This window comes from Photobacterium sanguinicancri (assembly GCF_024346675.1).
In the GTDB taxonomy this organism is placed as follows: Bacteria; Pseudomonadota; Gammaproteobacteria; order Enterobacterales; family Vibrionaceae; genus Photobacterium; species Photobacterium sanguinicancri.
The window spans coordinates 709,842-731,079 of the sequence record NZ_AP024850.1 but is presented as its reverse complement, the minus strand read 5'-3'; the positions used below and the strand labels follow the sequence as shown (position 1 = coordinate 731,079).

The following is a 21,238-nucleotide window of genomic DNA, read 5'->3' as shown; positions in this document are numbered from 1 at the left end:
GTGTCAATGAGACGAAAGCGTACCCAGATCCGCGACCATCGGGCTGAGTCGGCGCTCTTTTTCCGCCGTGCTCTTGTCTCATTTATAGGCATTATCGTGCTGGTAGGCGTATTGCTCACTAACTTGTACCATATTCAAGTTAGTGAACATGACGACTATCAGACACGATCTAATGACAACCGTATTAAGGTTGTACCTGTCGCGCCTAACCGCGGCATGATCTATGATCGCAATGGCATTCTTCTGGCAGAAAACCGTCCTGTTTATGCTCTCGAGATCACCAAAGAAAAAGTGCCTGATATTGAGGCCACCTTCACCCGCCTCAAAGTATTAATGGGCATTACCGACGAAGATATCACCCGTTTTGAAAAAGAACGTCGTCATACCCGTCGCTTTAAATCTATCCCAATTAAAGGCCAGCTTACCGAAGAGCAAGTTGCCCTATTCACGGTCAATCAGCACCGTTTTCCTGGGGTTGAAGTCAAAGCTTACCTCAAACGTTATTACCCATATGGTGATGCACTCACCCATGTCTTGGGTTATGTCGCTAAAATTAACGACCGTGATCTTGAGCGCCTCGAGCGCGATGAAAAAATCAGTAACTACAAAGCCACGCGAGACATGGGCAAGCTTGGTATTGAACGCTACTACGAAGATTTATTACACGGCACATCTGGCTACCAAGAAGTCGAAGTGAACAGTCGTGGCCGCATTATTCGTACACTCAAGTACGTACCACCGATCCCAGGCAAAGATATCAAGCTTAACTTGGATATTGACCTGCAACTGTTTGTCAAAGAGCAGCTCACGGTGCGCAGTAAAGACCCAGAAACTGGCGAAGAAATCGTAAAATACAAACGAGGCTCTATTGTCGTCATGGATCCACGCGATTCTGCCGTTATTGCAATGGTATCAAGCCCAAGTTACGACCCGAATTTGTTTGTACATGGTATTTCAGGGCCTAAATATCGAGCACTATTGAATGACATTAACCGCCCATTGGTTAACCGTGTCACGCTAGGCATATACCCACCAGCGTCAACGGTAAAGCCTATGATTGCTGTCGCAGCCTTAACGGAAGGTGTCGTGACGCCACGCACCGTACGAAATGATCCGGGTTACTGGAAAATTCCAAATTCCAATAGCCGCCCATTCCGTGACTGGAAACGTTGGGGCCACGGCAAGGTGAACATTCACAAAGCAATAGAAGAATCTGTAGATACTTACTTCTATCAAGTTGCTTACGATCTCGGTATCGATCGCTTATCCGCTTGGATGACCAAATTTGGTTACGGTGAATACACTGGCATTGATATTCATGAAGAAAGTAAAGCCAATATGCCAACCCGAGAATGGAAGCAAGCTCGTTTCCGTCAGCCTTGGTATCAAGGCGATACGATCCCTGTTGGTATCGGACAAGGCTATTGGACAGCAACGCCATTGCAAATAGCCAAGGCCACCACTGTTTTAGTCAATAAAGGCATTGTCCGTGCGCCGCACCTTTTAAAAGACATTGTCGATAATGACGTTGAAAAACCAGCCATCTTTGACGAGTATCCGCCCATTACAGGCGTGGATGACGAAGACTGGGAAATTGCGAAAGACGGCATGAAACGCGTGCTATTTGGTGTCCGAGGTACCGCACGCCGTGCCTTTTATGGCGCCCAATACAAAGCGGGGGGTAAATCAGGCTCTGCGCAAGTGTTTGGCCTCGCAGAAGATGAAAAATACAATGCAGAGGAACTTGCCGAGCATTTACGTGATCATGCGCTATTCACTGCATTCGCACCGTATGACAAACCCGAAGTCGTTGTATCTATGGTGCTAGAGAATGCGGGCGGTGGTTCATCAAACGGCGGCCCTGTGGCTCGCCATATTTTCGACCACATTCTGCTAAAGCCAAAGGCGCCATTAGACAAAACAGTATCGAGCACTGAGGTAACACAATGAGCATTATGGCCACCACTGGCAATAAACGAACCCTAAGTGACCGCTTACATATCGACTTCCCATTGTTAATGGGAATTTTAGCCTTGATGTGCTTTGGCCTACTTGTAATGTATAGCGCCAGTGGTCAACATATTGAAATGATGGAACGCCAAGCGGTACGCATGGGCCTATCGCTTTGCGTGATGTTTGCATTAGCACAGATTGCACCGCGTCACTATGAGACCTGGGCACCCTATCTATTTGGCATAGGTCTCTTGTTATTACTCGGGGTGTTGTTCTTTGGTGAAGCCTCTAAAGGTGCTCAACGCTGGTTAAACCTTGGTTTTGTCCGCTTTCAACCCTCTGAGCTTATCAAACTGGCCGTCCCCCTGATGGTGGCCCGCTTTATTGGCAACAAACCACTACCGCCAAGCTTTCGTAACATTGTCGTCGCTTTAGTGATGATCTTTGTACCAACGATTTTAATCGCTAAACAGCCTGACTTAGGCACTTCAATTTTAATCGCGGCATCAGGTGTTTTTGTGTTGTTCTTATCTGGTATCAGCTGGCGTATTATTTTCTCTGCCGGTGTATTGCTTGGCGCATTTGTTCCTGTTTTATGGTTCTTCCTAATGCGGGATTACCAGCGTACACGGGTACTGACACTGTTTAATCCAGAGTCGGATCCATTAGGAGCGGGTTACCATATTATTCAATCCAAAATTGCCATTGGTTCTGGTGGTTTAGTAGGGAAAGGTTGGCTGCAAGGTACTCAATCACAACTCGAATTCTTACCTGAACGCCATACCGATTTCATTTTTGCGGTGATTGCCGAAGAATGGGGCTTAATTGGTGTCGCCTGCTTGTTATCACTTTATCTCTACATTATTGCTCGTGGCCTATTATTGGCAAGTCGAGCACAAACGGCGTTTGGCCGCATGATGGCAGGCAGTATCGTTCTGAGCTTCTTCGTTTATGTTTTCGTTAATATCGGAATGGTAAGTGGTATTTTACCTGTTGTTGGTGTTCCACTTCCTTTAATCAGCTATGGGGGTACCTCGATGGTGACCTTAATGGCTGGCTTTGGCATTCTGATGTCTATTCATACCCACAGAAAAATGTTGTCAAAGGCGACCTAAATGCGTGTTATCTCCTTACTTATTGTCTTAATTCTGGCAGGCTGTAGTTCTACTCCTAGCGATGAGCGCTATGATATTGCTGATGATGTGGCACCAGAACAATCGCCAACCCTGGATCATATTGAGGATGCACAACCCCGCTATGAACCCAAAAGTCTTGCGGGTAACAAAGATTACACTTTACGTGGCCAACGCTACGAAATTGTAAAAGACCAAAAAGGCTTTACCCAAGAAGGTAATGCCTCTTGGTATGGTAAAAAATTCCATGGTCATAAAACCTCAAATGGTGAGGTATATGACATGTATTCAATGACAGCAGCACACAAAACATTGCCGCTTCCGAGCTATGTAAAAGTCACCAATACCAATAATGGTAAAACAGCGATTGTCCGTGTAAACGATCGTGGACCGTTCCATGATGGCCGAATAATCGATCTTAGTATGGCAGCGGCCTCTAAGCTTGACGTGATCAAACATGGCACTGCGCCAGTTAAAATTGAATTAATCACGATTGAAAAACCAGCATCAAGCGAAGAGTGGCAGAGCGCCAACCCTAATCAGTATTTTGTTCAACTTGCTGCGGTGAGTAATCAAGGAAAAGCACAACAAATTGCAGAACAATTAAAAATGCAATTTGAAACAAAAGTCGATTTAATGAAAGTAGAAAAAACGGATATTTACCGTATTCGCCTAGGGCCTTATATTGATCGTGATGAAGCAATTTCACAACGTGACAAAGCGAAATCACAGCAATATCCAAAAGCCTTTATCATTACATCGCAACGTTCTTTGGAACAAAAGTAACGTTTTGCAATCAAACAATACCAGCTGGGAATTTTCATTCCCTTAACGGGATTTATTTCGTGCCCAGTTGGTCAATAATACGGCCAATTTAAAGGCCGTGACTTTGTCTCTGTCAGTTTTTCGCTAATCCCACCATAAGGAGCGATGTCAAAGGTGGTTGATTACTTTCAATCTGATATAGTGTGTTCAGTTTTTGACATCGCCCAATAAAGTTACATCAATCATGAAGAAATCTGCTGCAACTTTTCGTTCGATCGCTGCCTCTGCTTTGATGCTGGCATCGGTATCTGCCGTAGCGGCTCCAGCCGTTGTTCCTGAAGCCCCACAAATTGCTGCAAAAGGCTATGTCCTGATGGATTACCATTCAGGCAAAGTACTTGCGGGCAACAAAGAATTTGTTCAAATTCCGCCAGCAAGTCTGACGAAGATGATGACCAGTTATGTTATTGGTCAGGAAGTTAAACGCGGAAACATCTCGATGGATGACACTGTTGTCATCAGTAAAAATGCTTGGGCAAAAAACTTCCCTGGTTCATCAAAGATGTTCATTGAAGTAGGTAGCGAAGTAAAAGTCGCAGATCTTAACCGCGGCATCATCATCCAATCTGGCAACGATGCCTGTGTTGCGATGGCTGAACACGTTGCGGGTTCTGAAGACTCTTTCGTTGATCTAATGAACGCTTGGGCTAAAACCATCGGAATGGATAAAACCCATTTTGGTAATGTTCACGGCCTAGACAACGACAACCTGTACACCACACCTTACGATATGGCATTGCTTGGTCAAGCGCTTATCCGTGATGTACCTGATGAGTTTGCAATCTACAAAGAAAAGTCATTCACCTACAATGGCATCACACAGTACAACCGTAACGGTTTACTTTGGGATAAAAGCCTCAATGTAGATGGTATGAAAACAGGCCATACCAACAACGCAGGTTATAGCCTAGTTAGTACCGCAACTGAAGGTAAAATGCGCCTAATTTCGGTAGTGATGGGTACTAAAAGTGCGAATGCCCGTAAAGCAGAGAGTAAAAAACTGCTTAACTACGGCTTCCGTTTCTTTGAAACCGTTTCACCACATAAAGCGAATGAAACTTTCGTAACCGAAAAAGTGTGGATGGGCGATCGTAGCGAAGTTTCTTTAGGTGTTGACCAAGATACGTTTGTAACGCTACCTCGTGGCCAGACTAAAGATCTGAAAGCAAGCTTTGTTCTTGAGAAAGAACTTAAAGCCCCTATCATGAAAGGCGAAAAAGTCGGTACGCTTTACTACCGTGTTGGCGAGGATGATATTGCTGAATATCCACTTATCGCCCTAAATGATGTTAACGAAGGCAGCCTATTCAGCCGCCTGATTGATTACATCATGTTGCTATTCAAAGGCTGGTTAAGCTAAGTTTTCTACCTGAAAACAAACAATTAAAAAGGGGCAGCTTAGGTTGCCTCTTTTGCTATCTGCCGCCTAGTCTCGAGAAACTGGTAGTCGGTAGTAAGATCGGTATAATAGCTCGCCTGAAATTGAGTTATCCCTTGCGGAATCCTGGAGTACAGAATGCAACAACAAGAACAACCTAAACTAAAAGATCTGCTTGAGTTCCCTTGTAAGTTTTCTTATAAGGTAATGGGTTTCAACAAGCCTGAACTACCGGATCTTGTAGTTGAAGTGATTCAACGTCACGCGCCAGGCGACTACACACCAACCGTTAAGCCTAGCGGTAAAGGTACTTACAGCGCTGTTTCTGTCACTATTACAGCAACGTCTATCGAGCAAGTTGAGATTCTTTACAAAGAATTAGGCGATATCGAAATCGTTCGTCTTGTGCTGTAGTTAGCGACACCCAATACCCCTACAAATTGGCGGCTGAAATTTCAACCGCCAAGCTTTATAATGCCAACCAAGAATAGCTCGGCTTTGCCGATATTAATTGGGTGATACAGTGCAAAAACATCTCATAATTCGACACCTTGGACGCTGCGACTACGAACCAACATGGCAAGCCATGCACAAGTTCACCGATGAGCGTACACCAGAAACAACCGATGAAATTTGGTTAGTCGAACACAACCCTGTTTTTACCCAAGGTCAAGCTGGTAAAGCAGAGCACCTGCTAAATACTGGTGATATTCCTGTGGTTCAAAGTGATCGTGGCGGCCAAGTGACTTACCATGGTCCAGGTCAGCTAATTGCGTATATCCTGATCGACTTACGTCGAAATAAAATGGGTGTTCGTGATTTAGTTACACACATTGAAAATACAGTCATTCAAACGCTATCCCATTTCGGGGTAACGTCTAACGCCCGCCCAGATGCGCCGGGAGTATATGTAAATAACCAAAAAATATGCTCACTCGGTTTACGTATCCGTCGCGGTTGCTCTTTTCACGGTCTGGCACTCAATATAAATATGGATTTGGCGCCGTTCTTGCGTATTAACCCTTGTGGTTATGCAGGTATGGAAATGACGCAACTTGCGTCACTTAATGGCCCATCAGAACTGACGGAAGTTCAGCCTGTACTTGTCGAAGAGCTTGTAAAACTGCTCGATTACCAGAGCGTTGAGTGGATAACGGAAAGCAATTAATTATGAGCAAACCTATAAAAATCGAACAAGGCGTCAAATACCGTGATGCCGATAAGATGGCCCTCATTCCTGTACGTAATGTTGCAGAAGAAGAAGCGCCACAGGAAGTGCTACGTAAACCTGAATGGATGAGAATCAAGCTTCCGTCAGATAGCAAGCGCATCCAAGAGATCAAGTCAGCAATGCGTAAGAACAAGCTTCACTCTGTTTGTGAGGAAGCGTCTTGCCCTAACCTAGCTGAGTGCTTCAACCACGGTACTGCAACTTTCATGATCTTAGGTGCGATTTGTACTCGTCGTTGCCCATTCTGTGATGTTGCCCATGGCCGTCCATTACCACCAAATGCCGAAGAACCAGCACACCTAGCTCAGACTATTGCTGATATGAAGCTAAAATACGTGGTGGTAACATCGGTTGACCGTGATGACTTACGTGATGGCGGTGCTCAACACTTCGCCGATTGTACTCGTGAAATTCGCGCAAAAAACCCAAGCATTCATATTGAAACACTGGTGCCTGATTTCCGTGGTCGTATGGATCGTGCACTTGAGATTCTACGTGACAACCCGCCAAACGTTTTCAACCACAACTTGGAAACTGCGCCACGCTTGTACCGTAAAGCTCGCCCAGGTGCTAACTACCAGTGGTCACTGGATCTATTGAAGAAATTCAAAGAGATGCACCCAGAAGTACCGACTAAGTCTGGTGTCATGATGGGCTTAGGTGAAACAAAAGAAGAGATCGTTCAAGTACTGAAAGATCTTCGTGCACACGGTGTTACCATGCTAACACTGGGTCAATACCTTGCACCAAGCCGTCACCACTTACCGGTTGAGCGCTACGTGCCGCCTTCTGAGTTTGATGAACTTAAAGAGATTGCATTAGAGCTTGGTTTTACCCATGCTGCGTGTGGTCCATTTGTTCGTTCTTCTTACCATGCCGATATGCAGGCACAAGGTATTGAAGTTAAATAATTCCAAACGAATTATTACGACAATAAAAAACCGCTTTCGGTGTTAGCCTCAAGCGGTTTTTTTTCATTTCAAATATTCTATGAACCGTTAGCTTTACGGTTACTAGACTCAATGGCTTTACCAAATACGGGTGCCATGCTTTCTAACGCACGCTCTGTAATTGGCTTACCATCTGAATCAGTTACATTCAATGATGTACGGTTACCAAGATCACCTAACTGAAGCTTATAAGTAGAGTCATCAAGCTCAATCGGTTTAACACCTAGATCCGTCCAGAATTGATCATCTGGCGAGCGGAATTTCACTTCCACTACACCTTGTGAACGGTTACGACCTTCAATAGTAAAGCCAAGCTCATCAAGCAATGATGGTAAACGTTCCCAGAAAACGTTATAGGGCGCACGCGCAATAATAACAGGCAGACCACTACGATCTTGCCCCATGGTAATTGGAATTTGTTTCACTAGCTCTTGTGCACGTAATCGTGCTTCTTCACGTACTTCGGCATCGTAACGCGACGTAACTAAGTTAGTCATTAAGATGCTATATCGTTCTTTATTAATAACAGAGACAGGCTCGTCTTTATCACCTTCACGCCAATCAATAAGAATGATTTGATAGTTATTCTCGCCCGGCTTATCAGACTTAGCGATCACATAACGGCTACTAACCTGTGTTTCGTCATCTTCATTGGTCCAAGAAACCCACTCTGTTTCTAAGCGGTTGGCACTTTGTTCACGTAATGCGATACCTTGCTCGGTAAGCATGGTTTTCGTTAATGACCAAACACCCGCGAGTTCCTCACTATTAGCTAGCACTAAGGTGACACCATCTACGTTTTTAACAACGCGAGCACCAGGGATCAATGCCAGCACTTGCTGTGGCGAACGAATATCGACACCTGCGCCAATTTCACCAGCAAATGCTTGGTTAGGGATCGCATAATCATTAGTAGCATAAGGCTCTGTACCTTCAGGCAACACCCAGTTGCTTAATGGTTTAGTTTCAAGATAGGTAAAATCTTGATTTGCCTGACGACGTCGCTCTTCACTACCCGAACAGGCTGCCAAGCTGGCAACCATTAATGTCGTTAGTACGAACCTATGTTTAGAATTCATTAATGCTCCTGCGCTCCTACGCGTTGCAAACTATTGCAGCACACCGCTTTCTTGCAATGCTTCAACCACTTTTGGTTGTGCTGACTCACTTAATACGGTTAATGGCAAACGTAAATCACCCAACTCAATCAAACCAAGTTTGTGAGCTGCCCATTTCACTGGGATTGGATTAGATTCTACAAATAAATTTTTATGTAAGCTCATTAAACGTGCATTGATTTCACGTGCAGCCTCAAACTGACCTTCTCGTGCCAATTTGAACATTTTTGCCATATCTGCAGCTGCAACGTTTGCCGTGACAGAAATCACACCATGACCACCACGTTCAACAAACTCCAATCCAGTAGCATCGTCGCCGCTTAGTTGGATAAAGTCTTCGCCACAAAGTTCCCTAATCTGTTGAACACGATCTAAATCTGCGGTCGCATCCTTAATACCGACGATATTGTCGATTTTAGCTAAACGTGCAACCGTCTCAGGTAATAGGTCAACAGCCGTACGACCAGGTACATTATAAAGAATCTGTGGTAGATCTGTTGCCTCAGCAATCGCTTTATAATGCAGATATAAACCTTCTTGCGTTGGTTTATTGTAATAAGGGGTGACACTTAAACAACCCGCAACACCAGTACCAATAAAGAGTTTACTGAATGTAATGGCTTCGTGCGTTGCATTAGCGCCTGTTCCTGCAATAACAGGAATACGGCCTTTCGCAAGCTCGATAGTCTTAACAACTACCTTTACGTGCTCATCAACCGTTAATGTTGCTGATTCACCCGTAGTACCAACAGATACAATCGCATCTGTGCCTGCTGCAATATGATATTCCACCAAATTTGCAAGGCTAGTGTAATCCACTTCGCCCGCTTCATCCATTGGCGTGACTAGCGCAACCATGCTTCCTGAAAACATGTCCATCTCCCCTTGATATATATAACTTCATGGTACGATTGAGTGAATATAAACTCAAGCACGAGCGTAGGTAAAAGTACCATCTTGACAATAACTTGATAAGAAGTTGCTAGCGATGTCGGTTATCCCGACTGAATACCTGTGCTACCATGCGGGAAAGATAACAATACGATGTAGAGAATATGGAACATTACTTAGTTATTACTGCAGTTGGTACGGATCGTCCAGGCATCTCAGACGAAGTTACTCATCTTGTCACCGAGTGTGGCTGTAACATCATAGACAGCCGTATTGCTCTGTTTGGCCATGAATTTACGCTCATCATGTTATTGTCAGGCAATGGCAATGCCATCTCTCGCGTTGAAGCCTCCTTGCCGCTAAAAGCGCAAGAGCATGAACTGCTCACGGTGATGAAGCGTACTTCAAAACATAAAGCGCGCTTATTTTCATACACGGCTGACTTCCATATCGAAGCCGATGATATGCCGGGCTTAGTGGGTCAATTTACCCATTTCCTTGCCTCTCGAAAAGTCGATATCGCATCCTTAAGCGCACACACTCACGATGCCAGCGAGACTGACAGTACTGATCGTTTATTCATCCAAATCAGTACTAATATTCCCGAGGGTTGCAACCTCATGACATTACAAGAAGAATTCGAAGCCCTTTGCACCGATTTACTGGTGACAGGCACTGTCAATTTTGTTGGCCATAATCAATAAGGAAGCCTCATGAATACGTTGACCGCAGGTACTTCAGCCCCTGCTTTCACCCTACTAAACCAAGACAACGAAAACGTTAGCTTGGCTGATTTTAAAGGTAAAAAAGTCTTAGCTTATTTTTACCCCAAAGCCATGACACCAGGCTGTACTGTTCAAGCATGTGGCTTGCGTGATAGCAAAGCAGAATTAGATGCACACAATGTTGTGGTACTGGGTATCAGTATTGACCCGGTAAAACGCCTACCTAAGTTCATTGAACGTGATAATTTAAACTTCACGTTACTTTCCGATGAAGATCATGCCGTATCCGACCAATTTGGCGTCTGGGGCGAAAAAAAATTCATGGGTAAAATATACGACGGCCTTCATCGTCAGAGCTTTTTAATTAATGAAGAAGGCGTTATTGAACACGTTTTCAATAAATTCAAAACAAAAGATCATCATGAAGTCGTGCTTGCCTACTTAAATGAACACGCTGACGCCTAATACAGAGCAGTAAAACCGTTCAACTCAATGCCTGCGCTGCTCACCGCAGGCATTTTTATTGTTACGTATGATCATCACCGACCAACCATAATGCCGCCGCAAAACCCGATAAAGTTCGACTTCCCTCACTTTATCCATAAAAATCATCACTCAAACCTTGCTCACAGCCTGCTCACTCAGATATAACCCCAGTTAGTTTGAAATAAAACCAAATTCAACTTTAATATTAAGGATAATGTTAATGAACGACACACTATTGGGATTAATCTGGAACACGTCACGCGCGGTGCAAAACAAAGCACAAAATACAGTAGGTCAGGTATCGCCTGAGCTCAATGCCGAACAAACGCTAATGCTGATGCTACTAAAAGAAGAAGATGGCTTACGTCCAATCGATATTGCAGAGCGCTTGATGCGATCAAAAAGTTCGGTAACCAGCATTATTAAAACGGCTCAACGCCACGGCTTAGTGGCAACTCGTCCTCACCCACATAAAGGTAATTCAAAGTGTGTCCACCTCACAAAAAAAGGGGTGATGGTGTGTAACTCTGCGGGGAATAATATTCACTCTTTACTTGCAGAAGTCCCTCAAGGTTTAACAGATAAAGAAGTTGAGACTTGTCGAAAAGTACTGGAAGTGACACTCAATTGCTATCGCTAATCGGTGAGTAATAATCAGAGTAATCATAAAAAATGGCGCATCGAAATGCGCCATTTTACTATATAAGAATAAGCGCTAGGCTTGCTCTTGTAACTCATCATCTTCTGTCGCTGAGAAAGCGCTCCATACCGCTTTCACCAATGTTGCCAATGGGATAGCGAAGAACACCCCCCAGAAGCCCCAAAGGCCACCAAACACCAGCACCGCAATAATAATCGCCACTGGGTGAAGATTGACAGCTTCCGAGAATAAGATAGGTACTAATACGTTACCATCTAATGCTTGAATGATACCGTATGCCACCAGCAGCCACCAAAAATCAGGCGAGATACCCCACTGGAACAAACCAACCATCGCCACAGGAATGGTCACAGCTGCCGCGCCAATATATGGGATCAGCACAGAGAAACCGACTAAGACAGCCAGTAACAAGCCATAACGCAGATCTAAAATCACAAACGTCAGGTAACTGATTGAACCTACAATTAGGATCTCGGTTACTTTACCGCGAATATAATTTGAAATTTGCTGATTCATCTCCGCGCCAACTTTACTGGCAAGGCGACGATTCTTTGGTAACACAGTCCCTAAGATAGACAACATTTCTTGCTTATCTTTCAGTAAGAAAAAGACCAGTAACGGAACCAAAATAAGATAAACACCGAGTGCTGCTAAGCTCACCAACGAGGCTAACGAGCCTTTCACTACGCTTTCACCCATACCCAATACTTTTTCTCGTAGGGTATTCATGAACGTATCCACTTGGTGTGGCTGCACAAAGTCAGGGTAACGTGATGGCAATGACGATACATAACTCTGCAAGTCATTAAACATAGTCGGTACATCAGACATCAGGTTTCCAATCTGATGCCAAATGGTAGGCACTAAGCCAAACACCGCCATCACCATCAGCCCGACAAAGATCAATAAGACAACAGTAACGGAAAGCGATCGGGGCAAACCCAATTTATGTAAACGTGCAACTGGCCATTCGAGTAAATACGCCAACACAATTGCCACCAATAAAGGCGCTATCAAATTCCCTAAGAAATAAATCGTTAAAAAGCCACCCACAAGGATAACCACCAGACTCGCTGCATCTGGGTCTGAAAAACGTCGCTTATACCAGCGATTAAACATATCGAGCATAACTGTCTCTATTTTTGCATTTTGGTGACAAAAAGAATCAATGACTGCGCCGAGTCATTCTGAATTTCAATAGCATAACCATGATTGATTAAGTATCGGGGAATATCTTGTCTCGCGCCTGAATCAGAAACATGAATCTCCAGCTTTTGTCCCAAACTCAACGCGTTAACAGCCCTTTTGGCTAATAATAGTGCCATAGGGCAGCGCTCAGTCATTAAATTAAGCAATTGCGTTTCCATTCCAGTGTGCTGACAGTTATTATCCATTTACGCATTGTAAATGACATCTGCTCGACAAAAAAGAAACCTGTACGGTGTTCTATTGTCTTATTGCTAATAGTCCCTGTTTTTCCGGGCTAGGACCCAACAATTCAGACCAAAGGCGATTGTATTATTTCTATGTCCCGATTGAAGAAAGCCCCAGCTTATTTACTGATCACAGCATTATTGAGTAGCAGTTTGCCTATTCATGCTGAGACTTTTAACAGCTTACCAGAAATTGGTACCACTGCGGCTTCAACCCTTACAATAGAAAAAGAACTGGAATATGGTGATGCTTACATGCGAATGCTGCGTGCAAGTCGACCTATCATCAGCGATCCTCTTTTGGCCGATTACGTCCAAGATTTAGGCCACCGCCTAGTGGCTAACGCAAATGATGTCCGTACCCCATTCAACTTTTTCCTGATCCAAAATCGTGAAATCAACGCCTTTGCCTTCTTTGGTGGCTATGTGGCACTTCACAGTGGCTTATTTTTATATGCCAAATCAGAAAGTGAATTTGCCTCTGTTGTGGCGCACGAAATCGCACACATCACCCAACGTCATTTAGCGCGTAGTATGGAAGATCAAGCCAAAAAATCACCTGCGACTATGGCCGCAATGATAGGGTCTCTTATGCTTGCCATTGCCTCACCAGAAGCTGGGATGGCTGCACTGCACGCAACAACAGCCGCTTCAGTCCAAGGGCAAATCAACTACACCCGCAGTAACGAAAAAGAAGCAGATCGCATCGGTATTGCTACTTTGGCTAAATCAGGCTTTGAAGTACAAGCAATGCCACGTTTTTTTGGTCGCCTAGCCGATCAATATCGTTATGCAAGCAAACCTCCAGCGATGCTGCTGACTCACCCCTTACCGGAAGATCGTATTTCAGATACCCGTAACCGAGCAAGTCAATATCCGGCACGTCGGGTAGAACCATCAGATCGTTATCTACTGGCTCGCTCACGTATTGTGGCGCGTTTTGCTGGGTTGGAAAGCGACGCGGCATTAGATTGGTTTGACCGTAAGCTGAAAAAGGCCAGAGGCCAACAAAAAATCGCGCTGAACTATGGTAAAGCCTTAGTACTGATAGATACGGGTAAATATGAACAAGCCCATGCCTTACTCGATCCGTTACTGGCCGCTGAACCAAACAATCGTTTCTTCATTGATTCCGCAACCGATTTAGACATTGGCGAAAAAAAATATGAATCCGCAATTACTCGCTTACAGAGTGCTTTAAAGCAAAGTCCAGAGCAAAAAGTATTACGCTTAAACCTTGCCCATACCTACCAAGAAGCAGGGAAAGTCGATGACAGCTTATCGATGTTATTGCGTTATACCTACGATAACCCGAAAGATACCAATGGCTGGTACATGCTTGCCCAAGCACAAGGGGAAAAAGGAAATCGAGCAGCTGAACTAGCAGCCCGAGCTGAATTGCTCGCACTGCGTGGGTTGTGGGATAAAGCCATAAAAAACTATATCCAGGCCAGTCAATTAGTTGAGATAAATTCACTCGACCAAGCGCGTTACGATGCTCGGATCGACCAACTTCGCTTATCTCGTGAAAAGTTTGCAGCACTGTAAATACGCATAAGATCCTCACAACACCTGATACAAGCTATCGCGATAACCGATCTCGCGTGATCGCGATAGCAAAGCCACTGATACACGCCTTTCAATACCGCTTTATTCCCTTACAATGAAGCATCACTCCCTACGCGCTCAACACGTTACCAGGGAGGATCAAAACTAAAAATGGAGAAACCATGTCTATTTCGATCTATCACAATCCTCGCTGTTCAAAGAGCCGTGAAACATTAGCGCTACTTGAAGAGAAAGGCATTACACCAACCATCATCAAATACTTAGATCAAACACCAAGCATTGCGGAACTTGAAACCCTACTAAAGCAACTTGGGTTTGATTCGGCACGCCAAATGATGCGCACCAAAGAAGCTATTTATAAAGAATTAGCATTGGGTGATGACGCTATTACTGAAGCGCAACTTTTTACTGCAATGGCAGAAAACCCGAAACTTATCGAGCGTCCAATTGTTGTCAATGGCAATAAAGCCGCACTAGGTCGCCCACCAGAGCAAGTATTGGATATTCTTTAATGCATTCAATATTAGTGCTGTATTACAGCCGTCATGGCAGTACGCGACAATTAGCGCGTCAGATAGCCCGTGGCATCGAACAAGTTGATGGCTGCGAAGCGGTATTAAGAACGGTGCCAGACATTAATGAGCAAGGGCTGCAAACGCAGCCCCCAGTTGATGGCGATCCTTGGGTTAATCACCACGATTTACAAACTTGCTGCGGCTTAGCATTAGGGAGCCCAGTTCGGTTTGGTAACATGGCTGCGCCACTCAAGCACTTTATTGATTCCACCAGCGCGCAGTGGCTATCAGGGGCGTTAATTGGTAAGCCTGCAAGTCTTTTTACCTCATCATCGTCTATGCATGGTGGGCAAGAGACCACGTTACAATCCATGATGCTGCCATTGCTCCATCACGGGATGCTCATCGTTGGCATTCCTTATTCTGAACCACAACTCCACACTACGGAGCATGGCGGTACACCTTATGGGGCTTCTCACCTAAATAATGGTAATGGGTTACATCAGGATGAAATGTTACTGGCACAGGCGCTAGGAAAGCGTCTTGCACAAACAGCTAAAAAACTCGCTGACTAAGTTTTTCCTTTACTGGAATCTCTCGGACACGAAAACAATTCGAGAGCGTGGTAACGGAGCTTAAAGCCAAGATGGAAAACAAACACTCGCAAGGAAGGTGTTTATGGTAGCAATGCAACCTTTAACTCAGAATCTACGCTATTTTGCGTTAACCAGTAACTTAAGCTTATTACTGTGGGTCGCGTTATGGCAGGGCGTTATCTCGCCGCACCCTCACCTCAATAACATCATCATTATGCTCATGTGGGTATTTCCGCTGCTATTACCTTTAAAAGGAATACTCGAGGCAAAGCCCTACACTCATGCGTGGGCTAATTTCATTTTGATGTTCTACTTCCTGCATGCACTCACCATTTTATGGATAGAGCCTGCAGAACGTTGGTTAGCAGCAGTAGAGCTTGGCATTACATCGTGTGCATTCATCGGCAATATCGTATTTGCCCGTCAAAGAGGGCGGGAACTAGGAACGAAACTGCCACGCCTTTCTCAAGTCGAAAAAGAAGAGCACGCAAGGCATCAAGACAAATAAGTGGCAATAAATGCCATTTAACAACGCTAAAAAAAACGGCTGCATCATCTGCAGCCGTTTTTATATCTAACGCGTCGGATTCAGTCGCCGCTTGGTACAGTTAAGGCTGCCAATAGAACTGATTTTCTACAGCAACCTCAGATGGCATCACAACATCAGATGAACGCGGCTGGGTTACACTCCCTTCCGTTAATGTCGAATCTTCTGGAGCTGTCGTTTTTTCAGGTGATACCACACCATCACCGACGATCACGGTATTGGTCGTTACGTCTTGCTCTGAACGCGAGACATCAGTATCACTAATACTCTGCTCCTGATTAACAACATTAATATTGCTATCACTCTCAACTAAATCTTGTCCTGTATAGCTATTTTCAGAAAGCGGAGTCATACGACGATCCAACAACAGTTCGCGCTTAAACGCATCTTCAGTCGTTAACAGGTTTACACCAAACATCGCCTTATCACCATGTAAACGTTGCACATCTACCGAAGCAACTGAGCTTAAACTTGTTAACATGCGCTCAAGTGTAAAGAAATCTTCTGTCGTTTGAATATTCGCCACACTAATGGTGAATAGGCCTCGGCTTTCGCCCCCCAGTTGCACGGCATATTTTGCAGCCAACTGATCGGCAATCTGATTAACCATTTCGCGTGTTGCAACCGCTAACTCACCACTCGCACGACCTTCTTTAGGCGCAACTTGTGATGCAACCAAGCGATCAGCCGACTGCTCAAAAAGCTGCCAAGAAAGCGAGACATTACTGCCATCTTCACGTGCTCGTACAATCAAAATTGCTTCAGGGTTATAACGTAAACTCGCATTTGCAACAGGCTCAACAAAACCACCCCATAAATCAGGTACTGTGACGGCGGTAATATCTTCAAAATCACCAATAGGCATCAATACTGGTACACCACGCTGATTAGCTGCGGTATTCATTTCCGTTTGCAGTGGGTTGCTTGTCTGATCCCATACAATTTCGCGTTCACGGTTATTCTCTTTTACTAACCAAACTAAAACGGCAGGACGCTGATCGCTCCATACGGTTGCATTGGCTTGAGCTAATAAGTTATGAACTTGCACCCGATCAAAAGTCATATCTAAGGTTTGTTGACCATTTAGCGATCCAACACCGAATTGACTAATGTATTGGCTTGAGCTTGATAACGCCTTGCGAATAACCTCGTTATCGACCACCTGACTCTGACCAGACACTTTCACCAGCACTTGCTCAAGGCCTTGCTGACGCGCGGTTTGTTCTGATTGCTTATCAGTGTCTGGTAATACAACCTGAGCCTGATATAAGTTATTCACTGTGGCGGCATTCAAAGGCAACGCCAATAACGCCAACATAAAAAAAGCAAAACGCAGCATAGAAAACTCATTCATCATTTAGATATATTCCGATCATAAGGTGATTTGCCTATCAGCAGCAACCTCTTAGCCCCGATATCGTGACAGATTTTAGTCAATCTTCATGTTTTTATATTTTTCCGCCTTCAGATCTGCCATTCCTCAGCAAAAAGTCTGTGGTACCCGCAAAACCAAAGTGAAATATCGCATCGCTTACAGGAATTAGTGATGCTCCGTACAAAAGGGATGTATCCATATCAGTGATAGAAAAAACTCTATTTCAAAGCATAGGTAATCGTTTGCCACTGTGATAGGATTGCGCGATTTTATTTTTAGAAGACCAAATTTTGACAAGGTGGATAAAAAAATGATGCAGGTTCTCCAAGGTGCACAAATGTTATTTGTCGCATTCGGTGCATTAGTGCTGGTTCCGTTACTAACTGGCCTCGACCCCAATGTTGCCCTATTTGGTGCAGGTATAGGTACCCTTCTTTTCCAAGTGATCACCAAACGTTCTGTTCCTATCTTCCTCGCTTCATCTTTCGCTTTTATTGCTCCTATTATGTACGGCATCCAAACTTGGGGCGTAGCCAGCACCATGGGTGGCCTAATGATGGCAGGGGTTGTATACGTACTCATGGGCGTTGTGATCAAAGTTCGCGGCGTCGGAATCATCCATAAATTACTGCCGCCGGTCGTTGTTGGCCCAGTTATCATGGTAATAGGCTTAGGTCTGGCACCAGCTGCAGTCAACATGGCTGTTGGTAAAAGTGGGGACGGTGGCATCCAACTGGTTAACGGTGATGCGGCGATTTGGATTTCTGCCGCCTCATTACTTACAACAATCACATTCAGCGTATTTGCCAAAGGCTTCTTTAAACTCGTACCTATCATGGCGGGTGTTGTTACGGGTTACTGTGTCAGCCTTGCTTTTGGTGTGGTCGACTTTACGCCTGTGGTACAAGCAAGTTGGTTAGCAATGCCTAACTTCACTTACCCTGAATTCAACATCAATGCAGTGCTATTCATGATTCCAGTTGCGATCGCACCTGCGGTTGAGCATGTGGGTGACATGTTGGCAATCTCAAATGTCACCGGTAAAGACTACCTTAAAAAGCCGGGTCTACACCGTACTATGGCGGGTGACGGCATCGCAACAATTGCAGCATCGATGTTTGGCGCGCCACCGAATACAACTTACTCAGAAGTCACCGGTGCAGTAATGCTAACCAAAGCTTTTAACCCTATCATCATGACATGGGCCGCTGTAACAGCACTTGTATTGGCATTTGTTGGTAAGCTTGGCGCTGTACTACAAACCATTCCAGTTCCTGTAATGGGCGGCATTATGATTTTGCTGTTTGGTTCAATCGCAACAGTAGGCCTAAATACTCTGATTAAAAACCAAGTAGACCTACACAAGGCACGTAACCTTGTGATTGTAGCGGTAACACTGGTATTTGGTATTGGTGGCATGGCTTTTGGTATCGGCGAATTCAGCCTTCAAGGTGTCAGCCTATGCGGTATCGTCGCGATTTTGCTTAACCTTGTGTTACCAGATGACCTGGGTGAATCACACGTTGTTGATAATGCGCAGATTGATGGCATTGAGAAATAACAGCTAGCCAAATAATAAAAACGGCAACCTTATGGTTGCCGTTTTTATGTCTATTTCATAGCTAAAAGATGTTGCCATACTGCGTCCTCAATGTGCCAATACAATTCGGGACAGAGCACATCACAAGATCAAAAAAGCCGAACCAAGGTTCGGCTTTTTATTATGCGTAAAATCAATTCGGCTTATTTAGTGCCGAAGATTTTATCACCTGCATCACCAAGACCAGGTACGATGTAGCCTTTATCATTAAGCTTCTCATCGATAGCTGCAGTATATAGCTCTACATCTGGGTGTGCTTTTTCTAGTGCAGCAATACCTTCTGGCGCAGCAACAAGTACAAGCACTTTGAATGATTTACAGCCTTGCTCTTTAAGAAGATCAAGTGTTGCAATCATAGAACCGCCAGTTGCTAGCATTGGATCAACAACAAGAGCGATACGCTCATCAATGTTTGATGCTAGTTTGTTGAAGTAAGGTACTGGCTCTAGTGTTTCTTCATCACGGTAGATACCGACAACGCTGATACGTGCACTTGGCATATGCTCAAGTACGCCGTCCATCATGCCAAGACCCGCACGAAGAATAGGCACAACTGTTACTTTTTTACCTTTCAATTGATCAATTTCAACTGGACCGTTCCAGCCTTCAATTGTCACTTTTTCCGTCTCGAAGTCTGCCGTTGCTTCATAAGTCAGCAAGCTACCAACTTCCGTTGCTAATTCACGGAAACGCTTAGTGCTGATATCACCTTCACGCATAAGGCCAATCTTATGTTTAACAAGTGGGTGTTTAACCTCAACGACTTTCATCTATGACTCCTAACAGCAAAAAAAATATAAAATCGCGCTATTGTACACGATACCTTCCTAAATTTTAGCGACTCATTCACTTAAACACGCTTTTTTTGTGTGTTTGTTGCTTCTTTAAGCAAACGTTTGTCTCAGGAAGGTTTATATCTCTAAAAAATGAATCAACAGACACAGCAGAATTAAAACGCTATACATAAATGATCATCCATTCTCTTACGCAGTTTTTTCATCACCAATGCTCACCACAGGGCTACGCTTAAAATATCATCGATATTCACGAGAAATTCGCAAACCAAAAATATTGACGCAAACGTTTCCCTTTCCGCCACGACTGCTGTTATCATACCCACGATTTCTACTTCAGCCCCATTAAATAATGGCCTAATCAGTACGATTATTTAATGTGTTTGGTGTACATACCGTGAGGAAACTCTTGTGAGCGGCAATAATTCTTCTCTTAGTTATAAAGATGCTGGTGTTGATATCGATGCAGGTAATGCGTTGGTTGATCGTATTAAAGGTGTGGTTAAACGCACTCGTCGTCCTGAAGTGATGGGCGGTATTGGTGGTTTTGGGGCATTGTGCTCCCTACCGACTAAATATAAAGAGCCAGTATTGGTATCAGGCACCGATGGCGTAGGGACTAAACTACGTCTTGCGATGGATCTGAAACAACACGATACCATTGGTATTGACCTTGTTGCTATGTGTGTGAACGACCTTATCGTTCAAGGCGCAGAACCTCTATTCTTCCTTGATTACTATGCAACAGGTAAACTTGATATCGATACAGCAGCTGCAGTTGTTGCCGGTATTGGTGAAGGCTGTGTGCAATCAGGTTGTTCTTTGATTGGTGGTGAAACGGCGGAAATGCCAGGCATGTACCACGGCGAAGACTACGACGTTGCAGGTTTCTGTGTGGGTGTTGCTGAGAAATCAGAAGTTATCGATGGTACGAAAGTAAAAGCTGGCGATGCGCTAATCGCAGTTGGCTCAAGTGGCCCACACTCTAACGGTTACTCGTTAATTCGTAAGATCATCGAAGTTTCAAATGCAGACCTTAACGAAGAACTAGAAGGCAAGTCACTGGCAGAACACCTGCTAACGCCAACTAAAATCTACGTTAAATCTACGCTTAAGATGATGGAAAGCTGTGATGTTCACGCTATTTCACACATCACTGGTGGTGGTTTCTGGGAAAATATCCCACGCGTACTACCAGAAGGAACAAAAGCAGTTGTTGACGGTTCAAGCTGGCAGTGGCCTGCTATTTTCAACTGGCTACAGCAAGCAGGTAACGTTGAAACGTACGAAATGTACCGTACCTTTAACTGTGGTGTTGGTCTTGTTATCGCTCTACCTCAAGAGCAAGCAGCACAAGCAATCGAGATCCTAACAGCTGAAGGCGAAAACGCTTGGCTGCTGGGTGAAATTGCAAATGTTGAAGCTGGCGAAGAGCAAGTAGAAATTAAGTAAGGCAGT

General features: G+C 44.5%; 22 protein-coding genes. 16 read left to right on the top strand and 6 right to left on the bottom strand.

The annotated features are described in order from the left end of the window. Nucleotides 1–6: 6 nt before the first annotated feature. From mrdA to lipA, 7 genes are all read left to right on the top strand, one after another. Nucleotides 7–1,950, top strand: a complete 1,944-nt coding sequence (gene mrdA / locus OCU87_RS03615; protein WP_062690721.1) for a penicillin-binding protein 2 — start codon at nucleotides 7–9, stop codon at nucleotides 1,948–1,950. Next, entirely contained in the window at nucleotides 1,947–3,068 is a 1,122-nt protein-coding gene (mrdB, locus tag OCU87_RS03610; protein WP_261857850.1) for a peptidoglycan glycosyltransferase MrdB, read from the top strand. Before mrdA ends, mrdB begins: the two co-directional genes overlap by 4 nt. Further along, complete coding sequence (locus OCU87_RS03605) at nucleotides 3,069–3,872, top strand: septal ring lytic transglycosylase RlpA family protein (protein ID WP_062690720.1); 804 nt, start codon at nucleotides 3,069–3,071, stop codon at nucleotides 3,870–3,872. A gap of 223 nt (nucleotides 3,873–4,095) precedes the next feature. Further along, nucleotides 4,096–5,271: a serine hydrolase gene (locus tag OCU87_RS03600; RefSeq protein WP_094956185.1), complete on the top strand. Its 1,176-nt coding sequence runs from the start codon at nucleotides 4,096–4,098 to the stop codon at nucleotides 5,269–5,271. Nucleotides 5,272–5,427: 156 nt separating this feature from the next. Then, complete coding sequence (gene ybeD / locus OCU87_RS03595) at nucleotides 5,428–5,703, top strand: DUF493 family protein YbeD (RefSeq protein ID WP_062690719.1); 276 nt, start codon at nucleotides 5,428–5,430, stop codon at nucleotides 5,701–5,703. 109 nt (nucleotides 5,704–5,812) lie between these two features. Then, nucleotides 5,813–6,457, top strand: a complete 645-nt coding sequence (gene lipB, locus OCU87_RS03590; RefSeq protein WP_062690718.1) for a lipoyl(octanoyl) transferase LipB — start codon at nucleotides 5,813–5,815, stop codon at nucleotides 6,455–6,457. A gap of 2 nt (nucleotides 6,458–6,459) precedes the next feature. Further along, nucleotides 6,460–7,431 carry a lipoyl synthase gene (gene lipA, locus OCU87_RS03585; RefSeq protein WP_062690717.1) on the top strand — a complete coding sequence of 324 codons (972 nt, stop codon included), beginning with the start codon at nucleotides 6,460–6,462 and terminating at the stop codon, nucleotides 7,429–7,431. 77 nt (nucleotides 7,432–7,508) lie between these two features. Here lipA and bamC read toward each other — a convergent pair whose 3' ends face one another. Beyond that, nucleotides 7,509–8,549, bottom strand: a complete 1,041-nt coding sequence (gene bamC / locus OCU87_RS03580) for an outer membrane protein assembly factor BamC (RefSeq protein ID WP_261857849.1) — start codon at nucleotides 8,547–8,549, stop codon at nucleotides 7,509–7,511. A 30-nt stretch (nucleotides 8,550–8,579) separates the two neighbouring features. Further along, on the bottom strand, nucleotides 8,580–9,461 hold the full coding sequence (gene dapA, locus OCU87_RS03575) for a 4-hydroxy-tetrahydrodipicolinate synthase (protein ID WP_094956188.1): 882 nt from the start codon (nucleotides 9,459–9,461) through the stop codon (nucleotides 8,580–8,582). A gap of 182 nt (nucleotides 9,462–9,643) precedes the next feature. On the opposite strand from dapA, the gene OCU87_RS03570 reads away from it, so the two are divergent. The 3 genes from OCU87_RS03570 to OCU87_RS03560 all read left to right on the top strand — a co-directional run bounded on the left by OCU87_RS03570 (nucleotide 9,644) and on the right by OCU87_RS03560 (nucleotide 11,330). Continuing rightward, the gene (locus tag OCU87_RS03570) at nucleotides 9,644–10,183 is read left to right on the top strand and encodes a glycine cleavage system protein R (RefSeq protein ID WP_062690716.1); all 540 of its coding nucleotides are present in this window, start codon (nucleotides 9,644–9,646) and stop codon (nucleotides 10,181–10,183) included. Nucleotides 10,184–10,192: 9 nt separating this feature from the next. Beyond that, the gene (gene bcp / locus OCU87_RS03565) at nucleotides 10,193–10,669 is read left to right on the top strand and encodes a thioredoxin-dependent thiol peroxidase (protein ID WP_062690715.1); all 477 of its coding nucleotides are present in this window, start codon (nucleotides 10,193–10,195) and stop codon (nucleotides 10,667–10,669) included. A gap of 241 nt (nucleotides 10,670–10,910) precedes the next feature. Continuing rightward, nucleotides 10,911–11,330, top strand: coding sequence for a MarR family winged helix-turn-helix transcriptional regulator (locus tag OCU87_RS03560; RefSeq protein ID WP_261857848.1), 420 nt, complete (start codon nucleotides 10,911–10,913; stop codon nucleotides 11,328–11,330). A 75-nt stretch (nucleotides 11,331–11,405) separates the two neighbouring features. On the opposite strand, the gene OCU87_RS03555 is transcribed toward OCU87_RS03560, so the two are convergent. Together OCU87_RS03555 and OCU87_RS03550 are read right to left on the bottom strand one after the other, a co-directional pair. Beyond that, entirely contained in the window at nucleotides 11,406–12,479 is a 1,074-nt protein-coding gene (locus OCU87_RS03555; protein ID WP_094956190.1) for an AI-2E family transporter, read from the bottom strand. An 8-nt stretch (nucleotides 12,480–12,487) separates the two neighbouring features. Continuing rightward, entirely contained in the window at nucleotides 12,488–12,718 is a 231-nt protein-coding gene (locus tag OCU87_RS03550) for a sulfurtransferase TusA family protein (RefSeq protein WP_062690713.1), read from the bottom strand. 159 nt (nucleotides 12,719–12,877) lie between these two features. Between OCU87_RS03550 and bepA the strand changes: the two genes are divergently transcribed. From bepA to OCU87_RS03530, 4 genes are all read left to right on the top strand, one after another. Further along, the gene (bepA, locus tag OCU87_RS03545) at nucleotides 12,878–14,332 is read left to right on the top strand and encodes a beta-barrel assembly-enhancing protease (RefSeq protein WP_062690712.1); all 1,455 of its coding nucleotides are present in this window, start codon (nucleotides 12,878–12,880) and stop codon (nucleotides 14,330–14,332) included. 182 nt (nucleotides 14,333–14,514) lie between these two features. After that, nucleotides 14,515–14,865: an arsenate reductase (glutaredoxin) gene (gene arsC / locus OCU87_RS03540; protein ID WP_062690711.1), complete on the top strand. Its 351-nt coding sequence runs from the start codon at nucleotides 14,515–14,517 to the stop codon at nucleotides 14,863–14,865. Next, a complete protein-coding gene (gene wrbA, locus OCU87_RS03535) occupies nucleotides 14,865–15,443 on the top strand; it encodes an NAD(P)H:quinone oxidoreductase (RefSeq protein ID WP_261857847.1) in 579 nt (192 codons plus the stop codon). Before arsC ends, wrbA begins: the two co-directional genes overlap by 1 nt. Before the next feature lie 103 nt (nucleotides 15,444–15,546). Next, nucleotides 15,547–15,972 (top strand): DUF2069 domain-containing protein, encoded by a 426-nt coding sequence (locus OCU87_RS03530; RefSeq protein WP_062690710.1) that lies wholly within the window; start codon nucleotides 15,547–15,549, stop codon nucleotides 15,970–15,972. Nucleotides 15,973–16,072: 100 nt separating this feature from the next. On the opposite strand, the gene OCU87_RS03525 is transcribed toward OCU87_RS03530, so the two are convergent. Continuing rightward, nucleotides 16,073–17,368 (bottom strand): DUF2066 domain-containing protein, encoded by a 1,296-nt coding sequence (locus OCU87_RS03525; RefSeq protein WP_261857846.1) that lies wholly within the window; start codon nucleotides 17,366–17,368, stop codon nucleotides 16,073–16,075. Nucleotides 17,369–17,696: 328 nt separating this feature from the next. On the opposite strand from OCU87_RS03525, the gene OCU87_RS03520 reads away from it, so the two are divergent. Next, nucleotides 17,697–18,947 carry a uracil-xanthine permease family protein gene (locus OCU87_RS03520; RefSeq protein ID WP_062690709.1) on the top strand — a complete coding sequence of 417 codons (1,251 nt, stop codon included), beginning with the start codon at nucleotides 17,697–17,699 and terminating at the stop codon, nucleotides 18,945–18,947. Between the two features lie 182 nt (nucleotides 18,948–19,129). Here OCU87_RS03520 and upp read toward each other — a convergent pair whose 3' ends face one another. Next, nucleotides 19,130–19,756: a uracil phosphoribosyltransferase gene (gene upp, locus OCU87_RS03515; protein WP_062690708.1), complete on the bottom strand. Its 627-nt coding sequence runs from the start codon at nucleotides 19,754–19,756 to the stop codon at nucleotides 19,130–19,132. 435 nt (nucleotides 19,757–20,191) lie between these two features. On the opposite strand from upp, the gene purM reads away from it, so the two are divergent. Further along, nucleotides 20,192–21,232 (top strand): phosphoribosylformylglycinamidine cyclo-ligase, encoded by a 1,041-nt coding sequence (purM, locus tag OCU87_RS03510; protein WP_062690707.1) that lies wholly within the window; start codon nucleotides 20,192–20,194, stop codon nucleotides 21,230–21,232. Nucleotides 21,233–21,238: the final 6 nt, after the last annotated feature.

Bases quoted from the DNA above. Each gene is read 5' to 3' on its own strand.
- mrdA (WP_062690721.1), top strand. From the start codon at position 7: ATGAGACGAAAGCGTACCCAGATCCGCGACCATCGGGCTGAGTCGGCG.
- mrdB (WP_261857850.1), top strand. From the start codon at position 1,947: ATGAGCATTATGGCCACCACTGGCAATAAACGAACCCTAAGTGACCGC.
- OCU87_RS03605 (WP_062690720.1), top strand. From the start codon at position 3,069: ATGCGTGTTATCTCCTTACTTATTGTCTTAATTCTGGCAGGCTGTAGT.
- OCU87_RS03600 (WP_094956185.1), top strand. From the start codon at position 4,096: ATGAAGAAATCTGCTGCAACTTTTCGTTCGATCGCTGCCTCTGCTTTG.
- ybeD (WP_062690719.1), top strand. From the start codon at position 5,428: ATGCAACAACAAGAACAACCTAAACTAAAAGATCTGCTTGAGTTCCCT.
- lipA (WP_062690717.1), top strand. From the start codon at position 6,460: ATGAGCAAACCTATAAAAATCGAACAAGGCGTCAAATACCGTGATGCC.
- bamC (WP_261857849.1), bottom strand. From the start codon at position 8,549: ATGAATTCTAAACATAGGTTCGTACTAACGACATTAATGGTTGCCAGC.
- dapA (WP_094956188.1), bottom strand. From the start codon at position 9,461: ATGTTTTCAGGAAGCATGGTTGCGCTAGTCACGCCAATGGATGAAGCG.
- OCU87_RS03570 (WP_062690716.1), top strand. From the start codon at position 9,644: ATGGAACATTACTTAGTTATTACTGCAGTTGGTACGGATCGTCCAGGC.
- bcp (WP_062690715.1), top strand. From the start codon at position 10,193: ATGAATACGTTGACCGCAGGTACTTCAGCCCCTGCTTTCACCCTACTA.
- OCU87_RS03560 (WP_261857848.1), top strand. From the start codon at position 10,911: ATGAACGACACACTATTGGGATTAATCTGGAACACGTCACGCGCGGTG.
- OCU87_RS03555 (WP_094956190.1), bottom strand. From the start codon at position 12,479: ATGCTCGATATGTTTAATCGCTGGTATAAGCGACGTTTTTCAGACCCA.
- OCU87_RS03550 (WP_062690713.1), bottom strand. From the start codon at position 12,718: ATGGAAACGCAATTGCTTAATTTAATGACTGAGCGCTGCCCTATGGCA.
- bepA (WP_062690712.1), top strand. From the start codon at position 12,878: ATGTCCCGATTGAAGAAAGCCCCAGCTTATTTACTGATCACAGCATTA.
- arsC (WP_062690711.1), top strand. From the start codon at position 14,515: ATGTCTATTTCGATCTATCACAATCCTCGCTGTTCAAAGAGCCGTGAA.
- wrbA (WP_261857847.1), top strand. From the start codon at position 14,865: ATGCATTCAATATTAGTGCTGTATTACAGCCGTCATGGCAGTACGCGA.
- OCU87_RS03530 (WP_062690710.1), top strand. From the start codon at position 15,547: ATGGTAGCAATGCAACCTTTAACTCAGAATCTACGCTATTTTGCGTTA.
- OCU87_RS03525 (WP_261857846.1), bottom strand. From the start codon at position 17,368: ATGATGAATGAGTTTTCTATGCTGCGTTTTGCTTTTTTTATGTTGGCG.
- OCU87_RS03520 (WP_062690709.1), top strand. From the start codon at position 17,697: ATGATGCAGGTTCTCCAAGGTGCACAAATGTTATTTGTCGCATTCGGT.
- upp (WP_062690708.1), bottom strand. From the start codon at position 19,756: ATGAAAGTCGTTGAGGTTAAACACCCACTTGTTAAACATAAGATTGGC.